Genomic DNA, 18,077 nt, shown 5'->3' with positions numbered 1-18,077 from the left:
CGGGCCCGATGCGAATGTATCGCCTAGAAACAAATTGCTCATGCAACTACGATAAATTTCCGCACCCTAACTGCGATGGAATTCCGGCCAAGATCAGCGCCGGGATACCCTCGCCGACTGGTTTGAGCACGCACTGGTGGTTGGAAATCATGGAAAACCTTTACCAACCCGAAATAAACGTGAAGCAGGCCCTCGACGCGGCCTGGCGTCACAAAGGGAAAGCACTGCTCGCCTTTCTCGTCGTTTGCGCGTTGACCGCCGTTTATCTGTCGACGGCCAAACGGGTGTATGAATCCGAAGCCAAGGTTTATGTCCGCGTCGGCCGCGAAAGCGTCGCGCTCGACCCCACGGCAACGACCGGCGCCGTCGTCACGCTGCAAGACACTCGCGAAGCCGACGTCAACTCGATCGAGCAACTGCTGCTGAGCCGCGAAACGGCGGAGCAAGTCGTCGATCAACTCGGTGTGGACACCATCTTTGGTAAGAAACCCAGCACTTCGTCGGCTTGGTCGCCGAAGACGCTGATCAAAGACACGCTGCAAAAGCTTGAGCCTTACAATCTGAATCCGCTGCAGGTGTTTGACGTTCGCGACAAAGCGATCACCTTGCTGAAGAAGAACCTGCGCGTGACAGCCGTTCGCAAGACGAGCTACGTGACCGTCAGCTACAGCTGCGAAGATCCCGCCACGGCTCGCGATGTGGTCGACGCCCTCATCGCTCAAGTGCAAGCCGAGCACCTGCGCATCAATCGCACCAAGGGCTCGCACGAGTTCTTTGAAAAGAAAGAGCTGCAGCTGCGGACCGATCTGGAAAAGCTCGAAGGCGAACTAAAAGACTACAAGAATAAAACGGGCTTTGCCGAACTCGATACGCAGCGCAAACAACTGCTCGAGCGAATCGCCACGACGCAAAAGGAGCTGCATTCGGCGCAAAGCGACCTGAGCGCTGCCCGCGCCGAAATCAAAGCTCGCGAGGAAGAGCTCGCGCAGATTCCGGAACTCGTCACCGCACAAGAGACCACGGGCTTTCCGCAATCGACCGAAGGGGCGATGCGAACGAAGCTCTACGATCTGGAAGTGCTCGAGCAAGGTCTCGCCGCCGTGCAGACCGATGATTCGCCACAGCTGAAATCGGTGCGCGAACAAATCAAGCAAGCCCGCGGCATTCTCGGTCAGGAAAAGACCGCGCCGCAAACAATGAAGGCCCTCAACAAAGTCCGGCAAGAAAGCGAACTCGCTCTTTCGACTCGTCAGGCCGCACTGGCCGCGCTCGAAGCGCGTGAACTGACGCTCGAAAAACAATTGACCACCGCTCGCAGCGAACTGAAAGCCATCAATCAGAGCGAAATCGAAATCGCCCAGCTACAGCGCTCGATCAGCCTGGCTTCGCACAACCACGGCAAGTATGCCGAGTACCTGGAGCAGGCCCGCATTGATGACGAACTGCACACCGCGAAGGTTTCCAGCCTAAACCTGGCTCAAAAGCCGTCCTACTCGATCACGCCGATCTCGCCCAAGCCGATCCCGACACTGGGGATTGGTTTTGTGCTGGCTTGCTGCAGCGCCGCAGGTATCGTGTTCCTTGCCGAACGAGGTCGCTTGTCGCGAGCGACGAATGTTCCGGTTGCTGCTCCTGTTCGCAGCGAAGTTACCCTGCGAACCGAATCGCCGGCTCGGCCCGAGGCGCCGCTCGTCGATGAACTGGCCCTCTCGCGCCGCAACGAAGCGATTCCTAGCTTGCCGCGGTAGTCGCCGATTTCGATAACGGCGGCTGAACACTCACTGGCGATTCGCCCCAACGAATGCCAAACGGATAAAGCATCTGGCCGATCCATGTCGGCGAGATCTTTTCCCGAATGCCGAACTTTTCTGGCTCATGATCGGGACAGCGATACGTGCCGAAGAGTAGGTCCATCAGCGGGCTGATGTTCGCATAGTTGCCGGCGTCGCGAGCGCAGTCGTGATGCCAGTGATGCAACTCCGGCGCACCGACGAGCATTCGCAGCGGCCCGAGCGGCAGCCGCACATTGCTGTGAATGTAAATCGCCCAAATGCCGCGAAAGGCGACCAGGCCGGCGAGCGTAGCCACCGGAAAGCCGAGCAGAAACGCCGGCAGGTTGATGAGCGTCAGCGTGTAAACCGTGTCGAGCGGATGCTCGCGATGAGCGGCGAGCCAGTCGAGATGCTCCGCGCTGTGATGGATCGCATGAAACCGCCACAGCAACGGCACGCGATGCTGCAGCCGATGCCCCCAGTAAACGCAGAAGTCACTCAGCACGATGACTTCCAGCGCTTGCAGCCACCACGGCTGAGCCCGCACGAGTTCGCGAAAACCGCTGGGCACGATTCCATCGAGTCGCAGGCTCAGCGCGGTGAGCAAGCTCAGAATCAAACCATTGAAGAGCAAATATTGTCCGAGCAGAAAACATAAATCAGTCAACCAATGCGGCCGAAAGATCTTCTGGCCGAGTCGCGCAGGAAACGCGAGCTCCAGCGGCGTGAAGAGAATCGCGAGAAACAAAATGCTCACGCCGGTCGCCACGAACAAACCGTAAAGGTACCAGAGGAGTGCGTTCATCGGTCAACTCCTTGGTAGCGAGGATGGGCGTTGTTATTGCGCGGCTGTGCGGGACGTTGAAGCGGCGCTGATTGCTGTTGCAAGCCTTGCTGCGGCGCGCTGTTCGTAGGCGTGAACGACGAAGGATCGACGACAGTAGCCGACTTCGAACCTGGCAACACGACTCGCTGCGGAGCCGGTTGCACCGGCTGCGGCGGGAACTCTGGAGGATCGACGATCATCATCGACTTCGAGCCGCGTAGCATCGCAGGACGCGGCGGCGATGCAGGTTGATTGGCCGGCGCTGCATTGGCAACAGGCGGCGCGATATCGGTGGGCTCGAGAACGGGGCGCGACTTCGAACCGGACAAAACCGCCCGCGGTTTCGGCGGTGGTGGCGGCGAGGGTTCTTCGAACAAGGCCGAGGGAGCTTTCGAGCCCGGCAACAACACTGGTCGCTGCGACTGCTCAGGTTGTATCTTCCATGGCTGAGGCGGTTCAGAGTCGAAGGATGCCTGCGGAGACCCAGCATTCGTGTCATAGAACTCGATCACGGGCAACGCAGCGTCATCGCTAGTGCTATTGCTCGCTGGAGTCACCTGCGTGCGCGAAGGAAAGAGCGTTCCACCCGACTTCGCATACACATACAGCCCGCCGACGATCACCGCAAAGATCACCACCGGCACACGATACAGAGGTGCTGTTCCCGCCATGCTTGAATCCTCCGCCACTCAATCTAATGCGCGCGTGTCGGGCGGAACAAGTTTGATTGCGTAACGGGGGTGTAACGAGGGCGGAAGAGTTCTGAGTTCTGAGACAGTAGAGACTCTTCATTGCATATCCTGTCTCAGAACTCAAAACTCAAAACTCAGAACTACTCATCTCCCCAAAAACGGCACCGGCACCATAAACGCGTGTTGCTCAAAGAGCCCGGCCACACCGTTCCAACTCGTGTATTGCGTGAGAAACACGATCAGCACGAACAGCAGCACGATCGGAATCGTGGCGAGGCGCGATAGTTGTCGCAAGATAAACCAGCCGGGCTTTTGTCGACGGCGGGCATAGCCGAGCGTCCAACCGGTGAGCAGCCGCGCGGGGTAAATGAAGACGATGAAGAACAGACTGATCGTCCACATCAGCGGCCGCGGCGGCGGTTCGATCTTCAGCAGATACAGCGGCACGGCGAAGGCGAGCGTCGCGAGAAGCGAAACCCAAAACATCAGCGGCGCGTGGCGAAAGCGGCGACGGACTTCGCTCCAGGCAAACATCGCGGCGAAGCGATTCTCGGCAGCGAAGTGCGCTTGCAGGAACGGCAAATACATCAAAACAAACGCCAGCAGGAACGCGCCGACGTAGCCGATCAAAAATGCTCCGCCGTTGTTTTGCGAAGTGCCGACGGCGAGAAGTGCGGTGGGAAGAACGAGCCACAATAGTGCGCCGATGAAACCGCGCAGGCCAAGCCAAAAATAATGCGGCAGGTGCAGGCCGATGATGAAGTCCCACACGGCATCGCGGGCTTCGACATACATTCGGCCACGGCGCAAACCGCTCCAGACGATGGCCGGCGGAAACCAACTCGTCCACGGTAGCGGCACAAACAGATCGTTGAAGAGCGACGGCCACCACGGTTTGAGAATGTGCTTCATGATCGGCGCCGCGAGGCCGCTATTGAGCAACCGTTGGCCGAGTTGAAACGGTGCGAGGAGCGGCCAGAAGAAATGTCGCAACTTGCCGCCGCAGTACCACGCCAGCAAGATGTGGCCGACCATCAGCACCGTGCAGACCGTCAGCCCGAGTCGCCACGCGCCGACGGCAGGGTTGCCAGGGATCGTTTCCGCATCGCGCGTGAGGCCCGCGAGAAAGCGGATCGGCAGCAGCAGAATCCAAGTGCCGGCAACGAGACTGCCGATGCGGGCGAACCGCGGCAAATCGATAAAGCCGTCGCGCAGTTTGCCGCTGCGGGTCACTCGGCCGCCAGCTTCGAGCAGATAGCCCAGCGTGGCGAACTGTAGCAGCGGTACGACGCTCATCGCGGCCAGACAGCCGATCAAACTAACCAGGCCGAACAGCCAAGACAGGCTGAAGCAGATCGTCCGCCAGACTTTCGCCGGCCAACTTTGCGCCGGCGGCAAATTCGACCATTCGTTGACAATTTCCGCCACCAGCACGTCGGTCGGGGCCGGCTTTTCGACCGGCTCGGCCACGATCAGATCCGCAGGCTCCCGCGGCGGAATCGCCTCGGCAATCAGGATGTTCGGTTCAGGCAACGTGGATGGATTAGTCATGCTGCCTCAGAAAACCAACTCGCCGAAACTTTGCCCGTCCGCTGCAGGTATCGCTGTTGTCGCCACCACGGCTAACTGTCACGATAAATCTGCGTACTCGCAGCAACAATCAGTTCCACACAGAAATACCAGCCGAAAACGGGTTTCGTTTCACCAGCGGACAAATTCAACCGGCAAATGCTTATGTGGCAACGCAATCTTCTCTTTGCCGTGGTTTGCCTCTTCGGCTTCGGAATGCTGGCGTCGAACATTCTGCTGCGCGACCACGTTCCCACGCCCCGCTCGTTCGAGCCGAGCCGTTTTGGCAATTTGACGAACGTCTCTTCATCGGCGACTCCTGCCAACAAACAACCGGAACCGAAAAACGATTGGCAAGCGACCCTCCTCAAGCTCAACGCCGAGTTTGAAGCAAAGTGGACCGGCGAAGGTCTGCAAACCACGCCGCGGGCCGGCGATCTGACACTGGCCCGCCGGTTGTCACTCGGCTTGACGGGCACCATTCCCTCGCTGGAAGAGATCCGCGCGCTCGAACAACTGCCGGAAGGTCAACGCCTCGAATGGTGGACGTCGCGATTGCTCGAGGATCGCCGCTTCGGCAACTATGTCGGCGAGCGACTGGCTCGCGTTTATGTCGGCACCGAGGATGGGCCGCTCATCCGCTTTCGTCGCAGCCGGTTTGTGGAATGGATCAGCGATCAACTGCTGGCCCATCGCCCTTACGACGAGATGGCCCAGGAAATGATCGGCAGCAACGGCCTGTGGACGAACAACCCGGCGCTGAATTTCATCACCGTCACCACCACCGAAGCCAACAAGGAACAGCCCGATGAAGTGCGGCTCGCCGCGCGCACGGTGCGGGCATTTCTCGCCCTGCGAATCGATTGCCTGCAATGTCACGACGACAACCTGGGCACCAATCACCTCGGCGACGACGGCGCTCCGCGCGAGAGCAAGCAGCAAGACTTTCATCAGCTCGCCGCCTTCTTCGCGCCAGCGAAAGTTGGTTTGACGGGCATTCAAGAATCGAAAGACGAATACAACTTCAAGTACCTGCGGGGCGAAAAAGAAGAGCTCGTGCCCGCCAAGGTTCCCTACGGCGACGATCTGATGTCGCCCGGCGGCAGCCGTCGTCAGCAACTGGCGCGCTGGACCACGCACGCTGGGAATAAGCCGTTCGCCCGCGCGATCGTCAATCGCATGTGGGCCATCGTTTGCGGCCGGCCACTCGTCGAGCCGATCGATGAAATTCCGCTGCACGGTCCTTATCCGCCGGGCATGGAGATTCTCGCCGAGGATTTCGTTGCGCACGGTCACGACCTGCAGCGACTCATTCGGCTCATCTCCGCCAGCGAGCCGTTTTTGCGGAGCAGCACGGCGGATTTCGAAATCACGCAGCAGCACGAAAAGGGTTGGGCTGCCTTTCCCCTCTCGCGTTTGCAGCCGCAGCAGATGGCCGGCGCGATGATTCAATCCTCATCGCTCAACACGCTCGACGAAAAGAACGCTCACATCATTTGGCTTCTCGCCAAGAGTCAGCAGACGCAGCAATTCGTGCAGCGCTACGGTGACTTGGGCGAGGACGAATTCACCGACCGCGGCGGCACCATTCCGCAGCGACTGTTGCTGATGAACGGCGAACTGGTGCAGGAGCGAACGACGCAAAACCTGATCGCCAACGCGGCCACGCGGATCGTCGTCGTCACACCGAGCGCCGAAGCTGCCATCGACGCGGCGTACCTCGCGGTGCTCACTCGTCGGCCCACGGCAGAAGAGCGCGAAGTATTTGTCCCGCGGCTAGCCGCCGCCCGTCGCGCCGACCGCCGCGTTGTGCTTGAAGATTTGTATTGGGTGCTGGTCAACAGCACCGAGTTCTCGTGGAACCATTGAATTGAAGTCGCGTAGCGACCGTTCCCTCTCCTCGGTACGCCGGGGAGAGGGTTAGGGTGAGGGGATTGAAGCGGGTACTCGCGTTGGTACCAATAGTTCCCCTCACCCCGGCCCTCTCCCCGGAGTACCGAGGAGAGGGAGAAAAGCCTCGCTACGCTCGGCAAGATTGAGGATCGAAATGTCTACCTTCACATCGCCTGGCTCCTGCAACTCGCCCTCCCACTTCTCTCGTCGCGGCCTCATGCAAGCCATGGGCCTCTCCGGCATTTCCTTCCTCACGCCGCTGGCGGAACAACTGGCTCGCGCTGCCGAGAGCGAACCGAAGGGGACGCAGCCGCATTCGCTTATCGTGCTGTGGATGCAAGGGGGCCCGAGTCAGCTCGAGACGTTTGATCCGCATCCCGATACCGAGATCGCGGGCGGTAGCAAAGATGGCAGCAAGAGCATCGAGACTGCCGTGAAGGGTGTACATATCAGCGAGAACCTGCCGCTGGTCGCCGAGCAGATGGAATCGATTTCGCTCGTTCGCTCGATCGTCAGCAAGGAAGGTGATCACGAGCGGGCCACCTACTACGTGAAGAACGGTTATCGGCCCGACCCGACGCTGGTCCATCCTTCGCTCGGCGCGATCATCTGTCATCAGACGCAAGACAACCTGGAGATCCCGCGACACGTTTCGTTGTTGCCGAATACCTGGGCGGCCCGCGGTGGTTACCTGGGCGATCAGTTCGATGCCTTCAAGTCGCAAGATCCGCTCGGCCCGGTGCCGGATGTGCGCGCCCGCGTGCCGGAGCCGCGCTTCGAGCAGCGGATCAAAGATTTGTCGGTCGTGGAAGGCGCCTTTGCTCGCGGCCGCTTGAAAAATCTCGACGAAGGCCGCACGCTGCATCGCAGCAGTGTGGAAGCGGCCCGCAAGATGATGTCGAGCGAGCAGCTCGCGGCGTTCGACGTGAGCAAATCGCCCGAAGCTCTGCGAAAGGAATTCGGCGACACTTCGTTTGGACGTTGTTGCCTCGCAGCGCTGCAGCTCGTCGAGGTCGGTGTCCGCTGCGTCGAGATTCGTCTCGACAGCTGGGACTCGCACGCCAACAACCACGAGTTCTGCCGCCAACTCAACACCACGCTCGATCCGGCCTTTGCTTCGCTCATCAAGCATCTGCGCGAGCGCAAACTGCTCGATCGCACGATGATTCTCTGGGCCGGAGAATTCGGCCGCACCCCGCGGATCAACGGCCTCGGCGGCCGCGACCATTGGCCGCACGGATTCAGCATGGCCGTCGCTGGCGGCGGCATCGCTGGCGGCCGCGTGATCGGCGAGACCTCGCCCGAGCCGAAGCTCGACGAAAAGAACCGCCTGCAAGACGTCGCCGACCCGCGCGCGGTCGAAGACGTCCACGCCACCATCCTCACCGCCTTCGGCATCGACCGGCAAAAAGAAATCCAAACCCCCATCGGCAGGCCGATGGCGCTCAGTCAGGGAAAACCGATCCGCGAGCTGTTAGTGTAGCCGCCACACTCCGTGTGGCGCGCCCCACGCGGAGCATGAGGACTACGCTGACAGGCTCTTTTCGCGGCAATCCATCCGGCTTGAGCAATTGCCCCTCAGGCGGATATACTGAGAGGCTCCCGTTCCGGTAGCTCAATTGGATAGAGCGTCGGCCTCCGAAGCCGAAGGTTGTGGGTTCGACCCCCGCCCGGAATACTTTTCTTTGCTTGGCTTCACAAGCGACGTAGCACGAACCCCTAGGTTCGTGCGAGTCGAGCGCCAACGCGATTCTAAGGATCGCCCCGATGTGGAACTTGCCTGCTCCACCCAGGTTTCGCGGGCTTGATCCAACTGGTCCGCTTTCGATGTACCAGCGGAGTATGCCCCATTGGCGACAAGCGGGGGCAACTTACGGCAAGCTTGGGAAAAAGCCAATCCGCCGCCCCGTTCCGATGACCAATGGCAGGCACTAGCCCGCACGACTTTGGCGCACGTCGAACATTGGCTAGACAGTGGCGCGGGTAGCTGCATCCTGCAACAGGCGTTTGCCGCTGACATTCTCGAAGCAAAGCTGCGGCACTTCGATGGGGTTCAGTACGAGCTTGGTGCATTTGTGATCATGCCTAACCATGTGCATGCACTGGTCCGTCCTTTTTCCGCGGAACATTCACTAGAAACGATCGAGCAAACCTGGAAGGGACTATCTGCGCGTGAGATTAATGCCGCACAATCCAGCCAAGGGCAGTTATGGCAGCGCGAGTCTTATGACCGGATCGTTCGTGACGAAGAGCATCTGTGGAAGTGCCTGCAGTACATCGGCGATAATCCTCGACGCGCTGGGCTCGGTCCACAGCAGTCACGCCGCTGGGTTTGTCCTGACTGGATAAAAGCCGGTTGGAATTTCACGCAGGTTGCGTAAAACCGACTCGCACGAACCTAGGGGTTCGTGCTACGTCGCCCTAACCACCAGCCCAAAGGGCCGGAGAGCAAAGCTGGCAAAAAGATTAAGTTGCACAGCGTCGAGGCCGTGAGCAACGCGAACGTCAGCGCCCCGAAGCGGAACGTGGGGATGAATTGGCTGAGGGCGAAGACCGATAGGCCGAGGGCGATCACGCCCCAGCTTTGGATCATGGCTTGGCCGCAGCCGGCGTAGGCAACTTGCACGGCTTGTCTTTGTGATAGACCGCGGTCCATGGCTTGGCGGAAGCGAAGGAGGAAGTGGATCGCATCGTCGATGCTCACGCCGAGCGCGACGCAGGGGGCCATCACCGAGCCGATGTCGATCACCCAGCCGAACCAACCCATCAAGCCAAAGACGATTGTGATCGGAAAGATGCTGGTCAGAAACAACAACACGCCGCCGCTGGAGTTGCGAAGAAGCAGCAGGACAGAGATGACCACGAGCAACACATCGGTGCCGAAGCCCAGCATCAAACCATCGAGCAGCGAACGGCGGGCCTTGTAAACAATCGGCACGGCGCCGGTATAAATCGCCGAGATGCCATGTGCGCCGGCCGCTTGCTCGCGGGCCAGCAGCGGATCTACCTCGGCCCGCAGTTGTTGTTGAAACAGGCCGTAGTCGAGATCTTCGCCAGCAGTCACACGCACGCTGATTCGCCAGGACTCTTCCTTCTCGCTACTGGCGAGATATCCGGCATCTTTTAGATGGGCCTGCGTGTGCTTCAACCGCACGCTGCTCAGCGCGTTCATCACCGACTTGCCGCGGACTTCTGTCTTCACCGTGAACGTCGCGGCCGAGAGACAGCCACTCACGCCTTTGGTCTGCGAAATGGCATCGTGCAATTCGCGCACGAGTTCGAGTCGCTCGCGCGGCGTTTGTTGATTTTGAGCATCGAACCGCACGACCACTTCCAGCGGCACCATGGCGCCGAGGTTTTTCTCGAGCCAATCGTAACTGGCAATGATCGGCGTCGACGGCGCAAACAGCCGCATGATTTGAATGGACGTCGTCGTCCACATCAGCCCCGTTGCGGCGCCGCCAAGGCAGAGGACGAACAGCAGTGTGAGCCAGCGGTGATAGCCGGTGATGAACGAAACGTATCGTTGCCAGGCGGGCGATAGCGGCTCGATCTCCAGGGCTTCTTCGTCGCTGGTTCGATGGCTGGCCGACGAAACGGCAGGCGGTTTCGGCCAAACCGTGATCAAGGCCGGCAGGACGATCAATTGCATTGCCAGCGCAATCAGCACGCCGATGGCAGAGAACACGCCGAACAACCGAATCGGCGCGAGATCGCTATACCAAAGCGAAACGAGTCCGATGGCCGTGGTGGTCGTCGCCAGGCCGAGCGGTAGCGCTGCGTGACGAATGGCATCGACAATGGCAGCATCGGAGCCGAGTCGCTGCAGGCTCTCGCGGTAGTAATTCGATAGGTGAATCGCGCCCGACATCGCGGTGACATAAACGAGCGGCACCATGGTAATCAAAATCGCGTTGAGCGGCACGCCGCACAACGGCACGACGGCGAGGCTCAAGGCCGCGCTATAACCGGCGATGAAAAACACGATCAGTGTCAGGCGAACTTCGCGAAAGCAAAGCCAGGCCACGACAAGGCCGACGACTCCGGCGAGCGCCGCGAGACGAACGAGCGATTGCGAGCTCGATTGGTCGATGGCATCGTTGACCACCGAAGGGCCGCCGAGATGCACGTCCTTTGCGGCCACACCGACGTCGACGGCAGCGGCGCGAATCTCCAGCAGCACACCCTTCAACCGCCGACGCGATTCTTCGCTGAGCGTAACGATGGCACAGGTTTGTTTATCGTCGGGGCCGATGAACGTCCCCTTCAAGCGCGAAATGGCTTGGTCTTTTTTCAGACTGAAGCGTGTCATCAGCTCAGCGAGCATCTGCCGGCCTGTCGTCGAGCGGACGAACAGTTTGCCGCGACCAGCAGCTTCGCTTTGGGCCGAGCGCTCGCTCAGTTTTTCGGAAAGTTGTTCGAGTCGCGGATCACTCAGATCGCAACCGGGCCAGCTGACGACAACGAACTCCTCGCTGCCAAACTGCTCGCGGAACGAGCGGTATTGTACGGTCTCAGGAAAGTGGGCCGGCAACCAATCACGCACGTCGTTCGCATTGCTGCGAATGGCAGCGCGAACGGCAAAGGCGGTGACCGGAAGGAGCAGCCCAATCGCCAGCAAGATCGCAACGGCCCAGCGACGGATGCCAAAGGCAGTGGGGGCGGGATTAGACACCGCCCACCCCAACTCGCAAGAAGTTGCTCACCATGCGATTGATGAGTCCGGAAAATTCCAGCTGCGGAGCGTGACCGCAGTTGGGCACCATGACGAACTGATAGTTCGGCAGGTCCTTGACTGCTTCTTCGACGGCGAGCGGATCGACGATGCGATCTTCGCGGCCGCAAATCACCAGCGTTGGGCACTTCACGAGCGACAACTTATCTTTCACCGAATGACTCTTCGTGCCGCGCACGGTTTCGAAGAAGGCCTTCCGCCATGGCTTGTTGGCGAATTTTTCGGCGTAGTACTCGACGATTCGCGGGCTGGCCAAACGGCGATTGTGAAAGGTGCTTTCGACCAGGCCCTGATAATTCTTGTGTCGCGCTCCTTCGGTGATCGGCAGCTTTTCTTCAGTGCCGAAGCCCGACGGGCAGAGGAGCACGATCTTGTCGACCTTTTCGGGATAGCGTGCCGCGTATTCAATCGACAGCTGACCACCCAAGCTGCTCGCCACCAGGTTGTATGGCGGCGCTTGCACGTATTGATCGAGATACTGAGTGAGGCGATCGGTCAGAAAGTTGATATCGATTGGCTCACGGGTCTTCAGGCGATCTTGCATCACCTGTCCGCCATACACGATCACGCCCGGAGCGTGCACATCGAATTGCTGTTGCCAAACACGGTGGTTCGGGTACCAACTCTCGCCTTGCTCGGCCAAGCCGTTGACGAGAATCAACGGCGACGAGCGACGATAACCGTCGGCGGCTGGCCAGCCCAAGATGTTGCGAATCGTTTGATACATGGGGGAACCGGCACTGCGTGCCAACCATTCATCGCGAAACTGCTATTTCGTTGCTGGCAGACTATCCCAAACATTGGATGGAATCCGCGAATAAACATTGCCCACTCCGGGGCGGGGTCAAATCGTCTACGGTGGGATTTGAGGAAGTTACTCAGTTAAGCGTGCGACCTTGCCGGATGTGACGAATCTTTAATGCCCGTTTCCGGTGCTGGACGCAGTTTCTTCACGGATTGATCAGCCCCTCGCGAATTTGCTGGGTTAGGTGGACAATGGCAACAGCTGTTTTCCTCCGTGTCCCCCAAATGCCTCCCCGCCATGCCCGCGAACCTCACACCGCAATATCACAAAGCCGAAGAAGAATATCGCCGCGCTCAAACCCCCGAGGATGAGCTCCGCTGCCTGGAAGTGATGCTGCGCGAGATTCCCAAGCACAAGGGAACCGACAAACTGCAAGCCGAGCTGAAAGCCAAAATCAGCCGGGCTAAAGCCGATGTCGAGACCGCGAAGAAAACCAAAAAGAGCGGCCCTAGCTTGAAGCTGCCGCGACAAGGCGCCGGCCGCGTGGTGCTGCTCGGCGGACCGAACGCCGGCAAGAGTTCGCTGCTAAAAGCCGTAACGCGGGCCACGCCCGAGATCGCGCCCTATCCCTTCACCACCCGCGAGCCGCAGCTCGGCATGATGCCCTGGGAAGACATCAGCGTGCAAATGGTCGATACGCCGCCGATCACGGCCGATGTGTTTGATTCCACGCTGCTCGGTTTGATCCGCGGCAGCGACCTCGTGCTGTTGATGGTCGACCTTGGCGCCGACGAAGGGACCGAGCAACTGCAAGCCGTGCTCGATCAGCTGCAAGGCTCGAAAACGCGACTCGCCAAAGAGTCGTACCTCGACGAAGAAGACATCGGCTTGTCGTTTACGAAAACAATCCTGGTCCTCAACAAGATCGATGACCCCGCCGCGGCCGATCGCATTGCGCTGATGCGGGAGTTCATTCAGCTCGATTTCGAAGAGCACCAGATCTCAGCCGAAGCTGGCACCGGCGTCGATGGACTGAAGAACGCCGTCGCCAAAGCGCTCGACTTCGTACGGGTCTACACCAAGCTGCCGCACAAAAAGGAAGCCGATTACGACAAGCCCTTCACGCTCCGCCGCGGCGGCACGGTGATGGATGTCGCCGAGCTCATTCATCACGACGTGGCAGAGAATTTCAAACACGCCCGCATTTGGGGGACGAACATCAATCCGGCCAGCATCGTGAAGGGGGATTATGTAGTGAGCGATAAGGACGTGCTCGAGATTAACTCGTAACTCCCACGCCAAAACCGTCAGTATTTGGCGAAAGCGGGTATAATCGCGGATTACTTCTCCTCTTCGATTTCTGCAGGACGAATTCCGCAATGTACCGCACTCTAATTGGCTTGCTGTTGTTCGTGAGCGGAACGGCTACCTGGCTCGCTGCTGCCGAGAATGAACCGCCCGCTCTCTCCTCGCTCGAACGAAAACGGATCGATGGCGTGGTCGCCGGCTATCGTGCCGCCAAAGCCCAGCCGGCCAAGCTGCGGCAAATCACCACAGCCGCCGAAATCAGCCCGGCCGCGCTGAATGCGATCGATGAAATTGTTTCGAAAGAGCTGAACGCCGGCCTGGAGCGTTATCGCAAACAAGTAGCCCAGGCCGCGACGGCTGCGTATGCCAAGCGACTCGACCAAAAGGCTTTGCCCGAGATCGAAGAGCTGCGGAAGAAAGTGCTGGACCAGGCCCGCGGCGAAAAAGAGCTGACCAAGGAAATGATCGTCGACAATAGCGATCCTGCGTTGCTGCGGCTGCGCGAGATTTTGCTGATCGATCGGACGCTGGTTGTCGAAAAGAATCCCACGCTGATCAAACTGCGCGACACGCTGGCCCCACTCGGCGAACGTTGGCAGCGCGTTCGCGAGATGCAAACGATGCTCGCCAATGCCGCACCGAAAAAAGAAGGGGGCTCAAGTGAAGCCGCCATCGCTCCGACCTTCGCTGCTTATCTAGCCGCCGACGAAGAGCAAATCGTCGGCTTGGCGATGCCGATGTCGGACGAGACTCGCGTCAACTTCGCCACTAATGCCAGTTTCGAAAGCAAGATGGAGCCCGAAGAGTATCGCTGCATCATGGCCCTCAACCTCACTCGCGTGCTGCTCGGCCTCAATAGTTTGGCGATCGATCCCAAATTAGTGCTGACCGCGCGCGACCATTCGAACGACATGATCAAGCTCGATTTCTTCGCCCACGAATCGCCGGTGAAGGACAAAAAGACTCCCTGGGACCGAGCGAAGCTCTTCGGCACCGAAGCCTCCGGCGAAAACATCGCCATGGGCACCACCGACGGCATCAAAGCCAACATCATGTGGTGGCACAGCCCCGGCCATCACAAAAACATGCTCGGCGATCACAAGCGCGTGGGCGTCGGTCGCCTTGATCGGCATTGGACTGAGATGTTTGGAAGGTAAACACCAAGTGCGACTCACTCGGCAGATTTTCGTTTGCTTTGGTTTTGCTTCAGCTGTTCAACAATTGTTGAACGAAGTGGTTCCGCGCTGCACGCGGAAATAAAACTCTCGATTCGCCGGGCGAGTTCCACCGATCTTCGTGCAAAATCCGGCAATTCTGGCAGCAATAGCTCAAGGCGGTAATCTGCCTTGATGCGATTCGCCTGCAGGTCGCCCAGCAACCTGCCGATTTCTTGCGCAGTTGGCTCAGCGCAATCGACAAACCAAAGTTGCAGATTGTGTTGCGCGCCGGGGTGAAAGCCGATTCCTTGCAAATACGCGCGTACGAGATGGAACGCTCCATAGTAGGCGCGGCTCGTTGCGGAGCGAGTACTTGCAGGCGTAGTTGCTGCTTGAGCCGCGAGCTTTTCGGCAAAGGCTGTAAATTCTGTTGGATTCATCGCTGACAAATGCACAAGCGAACTTGATCGCGCAGATCCGGATGGGCTTCAGCCAATCGACGATGCAGAAGTAATTGCCTGTCGATCACTTCCTCACTTGCGCCGTTCCAATAAATAGTCAGGGAATACCAAGGCCAGCCGGGTTCCGCGGGATCGCATTCGGTTTCTATTTCGGTTTCGGAACCGGGAAAGACCTCAGCCGTCAGTTCCAAAGCAGTCCTAATTTCAGACGAGTTTGGCGCCACGAGTTGGCGAGTTGTCGGCAGCACCGTTACCGAATTCTCCAGCCAAGCCAGCCGCGCATTGGTTGCGGCCAACTCATTCCTTAAGGAGGTGAGTTCCGCCTGCACCGCCGGTGCGATCGCTTCCGGCAACGGAACTGCCACTGCAGAAGTAGATGCAGGACCGGTTTGATTTGTGGCCGCAGTACTCATGATAGACCTCAAGGGCGGGAGTTTCCCTCTTCATTATACTTGCCGCGATTCAGGGCTGATCCTTACTCGCCGGCCCCTGTCCCGTTCCCGCGTTCTTCCGCAGTATCGGCTGCAGTTCATCCACAAAATCGCGCACGTCCTGAAACCGCCGATACACACTCGCAAACCGCACAAAGGCCACCTGATCGACCGCGGCCAGGCGGTTCATCACCATTTCGCCGAGCAGGTTGCTGTCGATTTCGCCTTCGCCGGTGGCGTACATGTCGCTTTCGACTTGCGACACGATCTGCTCGATTTGTTCGTCGCTGACCGGCCGTTTCCAGCATGCCTTGGCCAGGCCGGCGCGGATCTTTTCGCGGTCAAAGGGCTCGCGGATGGCGTTCTTCTTCACCACCTTGATGCCCATTTCTTCCAGGCGTTCGTAGGTGGTAAACCGCTTCTTGCAATGCAGGCATTCCCGTCGCCGCCGGATCGCAAAGCCGTCCTGGCTGACGCGCGAATCGATCACGCGGTCGTTGTCAACGCGGCAATAGGGGCAACGCATGGATGACGTTTCTGAGAGGTGGAGCGCACGCACAAGAGCGAGGGGCGGCAAGCAGGTTCGTTCAATATATACGAGTCTGGCAACTGGGCTACCACTTACCTGGGCCAGTTAGCGATTGATAGCGGCACACTTTCAAAATTCGTCGACTAACAGCCTGTGGTAGAATTCGGGTATGGACGAACCAGAGCCGAAGAAACGGCGAAAAAACCGCAAGCCGTCGGAAGCGGATGTGGGGAGCTTTCTCCGCCAATACACGCGCAAGCGGCAGGCCAATGGCGATCCGAACGATCGACACTACAGTCGCAAGGTAGAAGCAAAAATTAAGGCAATGAAGCCAGAAGAGCTGGACCAACTACTGCGTGACGAGAACCTCGCGGCTGACGAGTCGGCACACGACGAACAAAGCACTAACCCGAGCGTGGCCGAGACTGCCTCCGAGTCTGCCGCGATACAAAAGCCCGCGGCGGGCGACGTGGAAACAAAGTGAACCATTTCGAAACTTGACGCGCCGCAAAAAACGAACAAAAATGCGCCCGTTGTTCGACTTTTCCTGTTATGCGGGTCCGTCCCACCAAATACTTCGATATCACTGTGGCTAAGTTCGCGGTCATTCTGCCCGCCGCCGGCAAAAGCAGCCGGTTCTCAACTGGGAGTACCCAGGTCGGCGACATCTTTTTCAAAAAGCCGTTCGCGCCGCTCGAGAACCGGCCCGTCTGGATGCATGCGGCCGATAAGTTCGTCAACCGCCCGGACGTCAAGCAAACGCTGATCGTCATCTCGCGCGAAGACCTCGACGACTTCACCGAAAAGTTCGGCGGCAACTGCGCGATGCTTGGCATCGAGATCGTCGCCGGTGGCGCCGAGCGCAGCGACTCCGTACAAGCCGCGCTGGCCCGCATCAAACCCGAGATCGACTTCGTCGCCGTGCACGACGCGGCCCGGCCTTGCCTGACCGACGAGTGGATCGACAAAGTTTTCGAGCGGGCCGAACAAACCGGCGCTGCCATGCTGGCCGTGCCCGTCGCTGCCACGCTCAAGCGCGTCGGCCCGGATAAGAACATCCAAGAGACCGTGTCGCGCGAGAGTTTGTGGGAAGCGCAAACACCGCAGGTCTTTCGCCGTCAGTTGCTCCTCGATGCCTACGCCCATCGCGGCGACTTCACGGCCACCGACGATGCTCAGCTCGTCGAACGTCTGCCGCATCCGGTCGCCGTGGTGCAATGCTCGGCGATGAACATCAAAATCACTAGCAAGGACGACCTCCGCCTGGCCAGCGCCATTTTAAAAGCGCTCCCCAAGCCGAAGTTGCTCAATCCGCCGGCCCATCCCTTTGCCGATGACCATTTGTGGCGGTGAACCATGCAATTCATTTTCCAACTCTGCTGCGTACCCTCCCCGCATTACCCCTTCGTTCGTTCCCGCTTACCCCAGGTGCTGTCGTGTTAGGACGAGGCTATTACCTCGCGCTGGCTCGCGAACAAGCCAAACGTTTGTTCGGTATTAAAGAAGACGCCCCCCTCGCCGCTTATATGGACGAGCTCAAGAGCGCGCCCGATATGAAGAAGAGCGGCCGCCTGCTCGACGTCGGCGGCGCGTGGGACGCACTCCATCGCATCGCAACCGACGGCGAGCTCGATCCCGGCGGCGGCGATTTCCCCGGCAACCATGTCGTCCTCGGCGGCAAACAACTCCACCACGGCACGGACTTCAGCACCATCCTGATCCGCCCCGACATCGTGGCCTTCGTTTCCGAAACGCTCAACGAACTGAAGCAAGCCGAAGTCCGCGAAAAATTCCAAAACCTGCCGGCGTCTTACAGCAAGCCCCGCGGGGACAAGGAGTTCGTCGAACTCTGGCTCGCCATCACCCAACTCCGCACCTTCTTCGACGCCGCGGCAGAGAACCTGGAAGCAGTGGTGTTTACGGTGAAGTACAGCTGACGGCTCATGGCATCTGCGCTCG

General features: G+C 59.2%; 17 protein-coding genes and 1 tRNA gene. 10 read left to right on the top strand and 8 right to left on the bottom strand.

All coding sequences use genetic code 11. From position 1 onward, the window contains the following. The first annotated feature begins 149 nt into the window (after positions 1 to 149). Entirely contained in the window at positions 150 to 1,748 is a 1,599-nt protein-coding gene (locus tag M9Q49_RS31220; RefSeq protein ID WP_254513227.1) for a GumC family protein, read from the top strand. On the opposite strand, the gene M9Q49_RS31215 is transcribed toward M9Q49_RS31220, so the two are convergent. The 3 genes from M9Q49_RS31215 to M9Q49_RS31205 all read right to left on the bottom strand — a co-directional run bounded on the left by M9Q49_RS31215 (position 1,732) and on the right by M9Q49_RS31205 (position 4,841). Beyond that, on the bottom strand, positions 1,732 to 2,577 hold the full coding sequence (locus M9Q49_RS31215) for a sterol desaturase family protein (protein ID WP_254513226.1): 846 nt from the start codon (positions 2,575 to 2,577) through the stop codon (positions 1,732 to 1,734). The two genes, M9Q49_RS31220 and M9Q49_RS31215, sit on opposite strands and share 17 nt — an antisense overlap. Further along, on the bottom strand, positions 2,574 to 3,269 hold the full coding sequence (locus M9Q49_RS31210; RefSeq protein WP_254513225.1) for a hypothetical protein: 696 nt from the start codon (positions 3,267 to 3,269) through the stop codon (positions 2,574 to 2,576). Before M9Q49_RS31210 ends, M9Q49_RS31215 begins: the two co-directional genes overlap by 4 nt. 165 nt (positions 3,270 to 3,434) lie before the next feature. After that, the gene (locus M9Q49_RS31205; RefSeq protein ID WP_254513224.1) at positions 3,435 to 4,841 is read right to left on the bottom strand and encodes a DUF4013 domain-containing protein; all 1,407 of its coding nucleotides are present in this window, start codon (positions 4,839 to 4,841) and stop codon (positions 3,435 to 3,437) included. A gap of 183 nt (positions 4,842 to 5,024) precedes the next feature. Here M9Q49_RS31205 and M9Q49_RS31200 point away from each other — a divergent pair, with 183 nt between their 5' ends. From M9Q49_RS31200 to M9Q49_RS31185, 4 genes are all read left to right on the top strand, one after another. After that, positions 5,025 to 6,728 (top strand): DUF1553 domain-containing protein, encoded by a 1,704-nt coding sequence (locus tag M9Q49_RS31200; protein ID WP_254513223.1) that lies wholly within the window; start codon positions 5,025 to 5,027, stop codon positions 6,726 to 6,728. Between the two features lie 178 nt (positions 6,729 to 6,906). Beyond that, a complete protein-coding gene (locus tag M9Q49_RS31195) occupies positions 6,907 to 8,235 on the top strand; it encodes a DUF1501 domain-containing protein (RefSeq protein WP_254513222.1) in 1,329 nt (442 codons plus the stop codon). A 121-nt stretch (positions 8,236 to 8,356) separates the two neighbouring features. Then, positions 8,357 to 8,430 (top strand) — tRNA-Arg (locus M9Q49_RS31190). Positions 8,431 to 8,698: 268 nt separating this feature from the next. After that, a complete protein-coding gene (locus tag M9Q49_RS31185; protein WP_254513221.1) occupies positions 8,699 to 9,133 on the top strand; it encodes a transposase in 435 nt (144 codons plus the stop codon). Positions 9,134 to 9,150: 17 nt separating this feature from the next. Here the strand turns inward: M9Q49_RS31185 and M9Q49_RS31180 are convergent, their stop codons facing one another. Beyond that, a complete protein-coding gene (locus tag M9Q49_RS31180) occupies positions 9,151 to 11,427 on the bottom strand; it encodes an efflux RND transporter permease subunit (RefSeq protein ID WP_254513220.1) in 2,277 nt (758 codons plus the stop codon). Then, complete coding sequence (locus M9Q49_RS31175; protein WP_254513219.1) at positions 11,420 to 12,214, bottom strand: alpha/beta fold hydrolase; 795 nt, start codon at positions 12,212 to 12,214, stop codon at positions 11,420 to 11,422. Before M9Q49_RS31175 ends, M9Q49_RS31180 begins: the two co-directional genes overlap by 8 nt. Before the next feature lie 315 nt (positions 12,215 to 12,529). On the opposite strand from M9Q49_RS31175, the gene M9Q49_RS31170 reads away from it, so the two are divergent. Then, positions 12,530 to 13,522 carry a GTPase gene (locus tag M9Q49_RS31170; protein WP_254513217.1) on the top strand — a complete coding sequence of 331 codons (993 nt, stop codon included), beginning with the start codon at positions 12,530 to 12,532 and terminating at the stop codon, positions 13,520 to 13,522. Positions 13,523 to 13,611: 89 nt separating this feature from the next. Beyond that, positions 13,612 to 14,697 carry a CAP domain-containing protein gene (locus M9Q49_RS31165; RefSeq protein ID WP_254513216.1) on the top strand — a complete coding sequence of 362 codons (1,086 nt, stop codon included), beginning with the start codon at positions 13,612 to 13,614 and terminating at the stop codon, positions 14,695 to 14,697. Positions 14,698 to 14,711: 14 nt separating this feature from the next. Here the strand turns inward: M9Q49_RS31165 and M9Q49_RS31160 are convergent, their stop codons facing one another. The 3 genes from M9Q49_RS31160 to nrdR are packed head-to-tail and all read right to left on the bottom strand — an operon-like array spanning position 14,712 to position 16,115. Next, positions 14,712 to 15,137: a HEPN domain-containing protein gene (locus M9Q49_RS31160; protein WP_254513215.1), complete on the bottom strand. Its 426-nt coding sequence runs from the start codon at positions 15,135 to 15,137 to the stop codon at positions 14,712 to 14,714. Next, positions 15,134 to 15,571: a hypothetical protein gene (locus tag M9Q49_RS31155; RefSeq protein ID WP_254513214.1), complete on the bottom strand. Its 438-nt coding sequence runs from the start codon at positions 15,569 to 15,571 to the stop codon at positions 15,134 to 15,136. The genes M9Q49_RS31160 and M9Q49_RS31155 overlap by 4 nt, the downstream gene beginning before the upstream one ends. A 49-nt stretch (positions 15,572 to 15,620) precedes the next feature. Further along, on the bottom strand, positions 15,621 to 16,115 hold the full coding sequence (gene nrdR, locus M9Q49_RS31150; RefSeq protein WP_254513213.1) for a transcriptional regulator NrdR: 495 nt from the start codon (positions 16,113 to 16,115) through the stop codon (positions 15,621 to 15,623). A gap of 172 nt (positions 16,116 to 16,287) precedes the next feature. Here nrdR and M9Q49_RS31145 point away from each other — a divergent pair, with 172 nt between their 5' ends. From M9Q49_RS31145 to M9Q49_RS31135, 3 genes are all read left to right on the top strand, one after another. After that, positions 16,288 to 16,602 (top strand): hypothetical protein, encoded by a 315-nt coding sequence (locus M9Q49_RS31145; protein WP_254513212.1) that lies wholly within the window; start codon positions 16,288 to 16,290, stop codon positions 16,600 to 16,602. A gap of 68 nt (positions 16,603 to 16,670) precedes the next feature. Beyond that, complete coding sequence (ispD, locus tag M9Q49_RS31140) at positions 16,671 to 17,471, top strand: 2-C-methyl-D-erythritol 4-phosphate cytidylyltransferase (protein WP_254513211.1); 801 nt, start codon at positions 16,671 to 16,673, stop codon at positions 17,469 to 17,471. Positions 17,472 to 17,554: 83 nt separating this feature from the next. Then, on the top strand, positions 17,555 to 18,055 hold the full coding sequence (locus tag M9Q49_RS31135) for a DUF1877 family protein (RefSeq protein ID WP_254513210.1): 501 nt from the start codon (positions 17,555 to 17,557) through the stop codon (positions 18,053 to 18,055). The last annotated feature ends 22 nt before the right edge of the window (positions 18,056 to 18,077 follow it).

The organism is Anatilimnocola floriformis, from assembly GCF_024256385.1.
Classification (GTDB): domain Bacteria; phylum Planctomycetota; class Planctomycetia; order Pirellulales; family Pirellulaceae; genus Anatilimnocola; species Anatilimnocola floriformis.
Note: the sequence above shows the minus strand (reverse complement) of the source record. Positions and strands in the feature narration are given on the sequence as shown.

Coding starts and splice junctions, on each gene's coding strand:
- ispD (WP_254513211.1), top strand. CDS start 16,671: ATGCGGGTCCGTCCCACCAAATACTTCGATATCACTGTGGCTAAGTTC.
- M9Q49_RS31145 (WP_254513212.1), top strand. CDS start 16,288: ATGGACGAACCAGAGCCGAAGAAACGGCGAAAAAACCGCAAGCCGTCG.
- nrdR (WP_254513213.1), bottom strand. CDS start 16,115: ATGCGTTGCCCCTATTGCCGCGTTGACAACGACCGCGTGATCGATTCG.
- M9Q49_RS31200 (WP_254513223.1), top strand. CDS start 5,025: ATGTGGCAACGCAATCTTCTCTTTGCCGTGGTTTGCCTCTTCGGCTTC.
- M9Q49_RS31195 (WP_254513222.1), top strand. CDS start 6,907: ATGTCTACCTTCACATCGCCTGGCTCCTGCAACTCGCCCTCCCACTTC.
- M9Q49_RS31170 (WP_254513217.1), top strand. CDS start 12,530: ATGCCCGCGAACCTCACACCGCAATATCACAAAGCCGAAGAAGAATAT.
- M9Q49_RS31155 (WP_254513214.1), bottom strand. CDS start 15,571: ATGAGTACTGCGGCCACAAATCAAACCGGTCCTGCATCTACTTCTGCA.
- M9Q49_RS31205 (WP_254513224.1), bottom strand. CDS start 4,841: ATGACTAATCCATCCACGTTGCCTGAACCGAACATCCTGATTGCCGAG.
- M9Q49_RS31165 (WP_254513216.1), top strand. CDS start 13,612: ATGTACCGCACTCTAATTGGCTTGCTGTTGTTCGTGAGCGGAACGGCT.
- M9Q49_RS31220 (WP_254513227.1), top strand. CDS start 150: ATGGAAAACCTTTACCAACCCGAAATAAACGTGAAGCAGGCCCTCGAC.
- M9Q49_RS31215 (WP_254513226.1), bottom strand. CDS start 2,577: ATGAACGCACTCCTCTGGTACCTTTACGGTTTGTTCGTGGCGACCGGC.
- M9Q49_RS31210 (WP_254513225.1), bottom strand. CDS start 3,269: ATGGCGGGAACAGCACCTCTGTATCGTGTGCCGGTGGTGATCTTTGCG.
- M9Q49_RS31160 (WP_254513215.1), bottom strand. CDS start 15,137: ATGAATCCAACAGAATTTACAGCCTTTGCCGAAAAGCTCGCGGCTCAA.
- M9Q49_RS31175 (WP_254513219.1), bottom strand. CDS start 12,214: ATGTATCAAACGATTCGCAACATCTTGGGCTGGCCAGCCGCCGACGGT.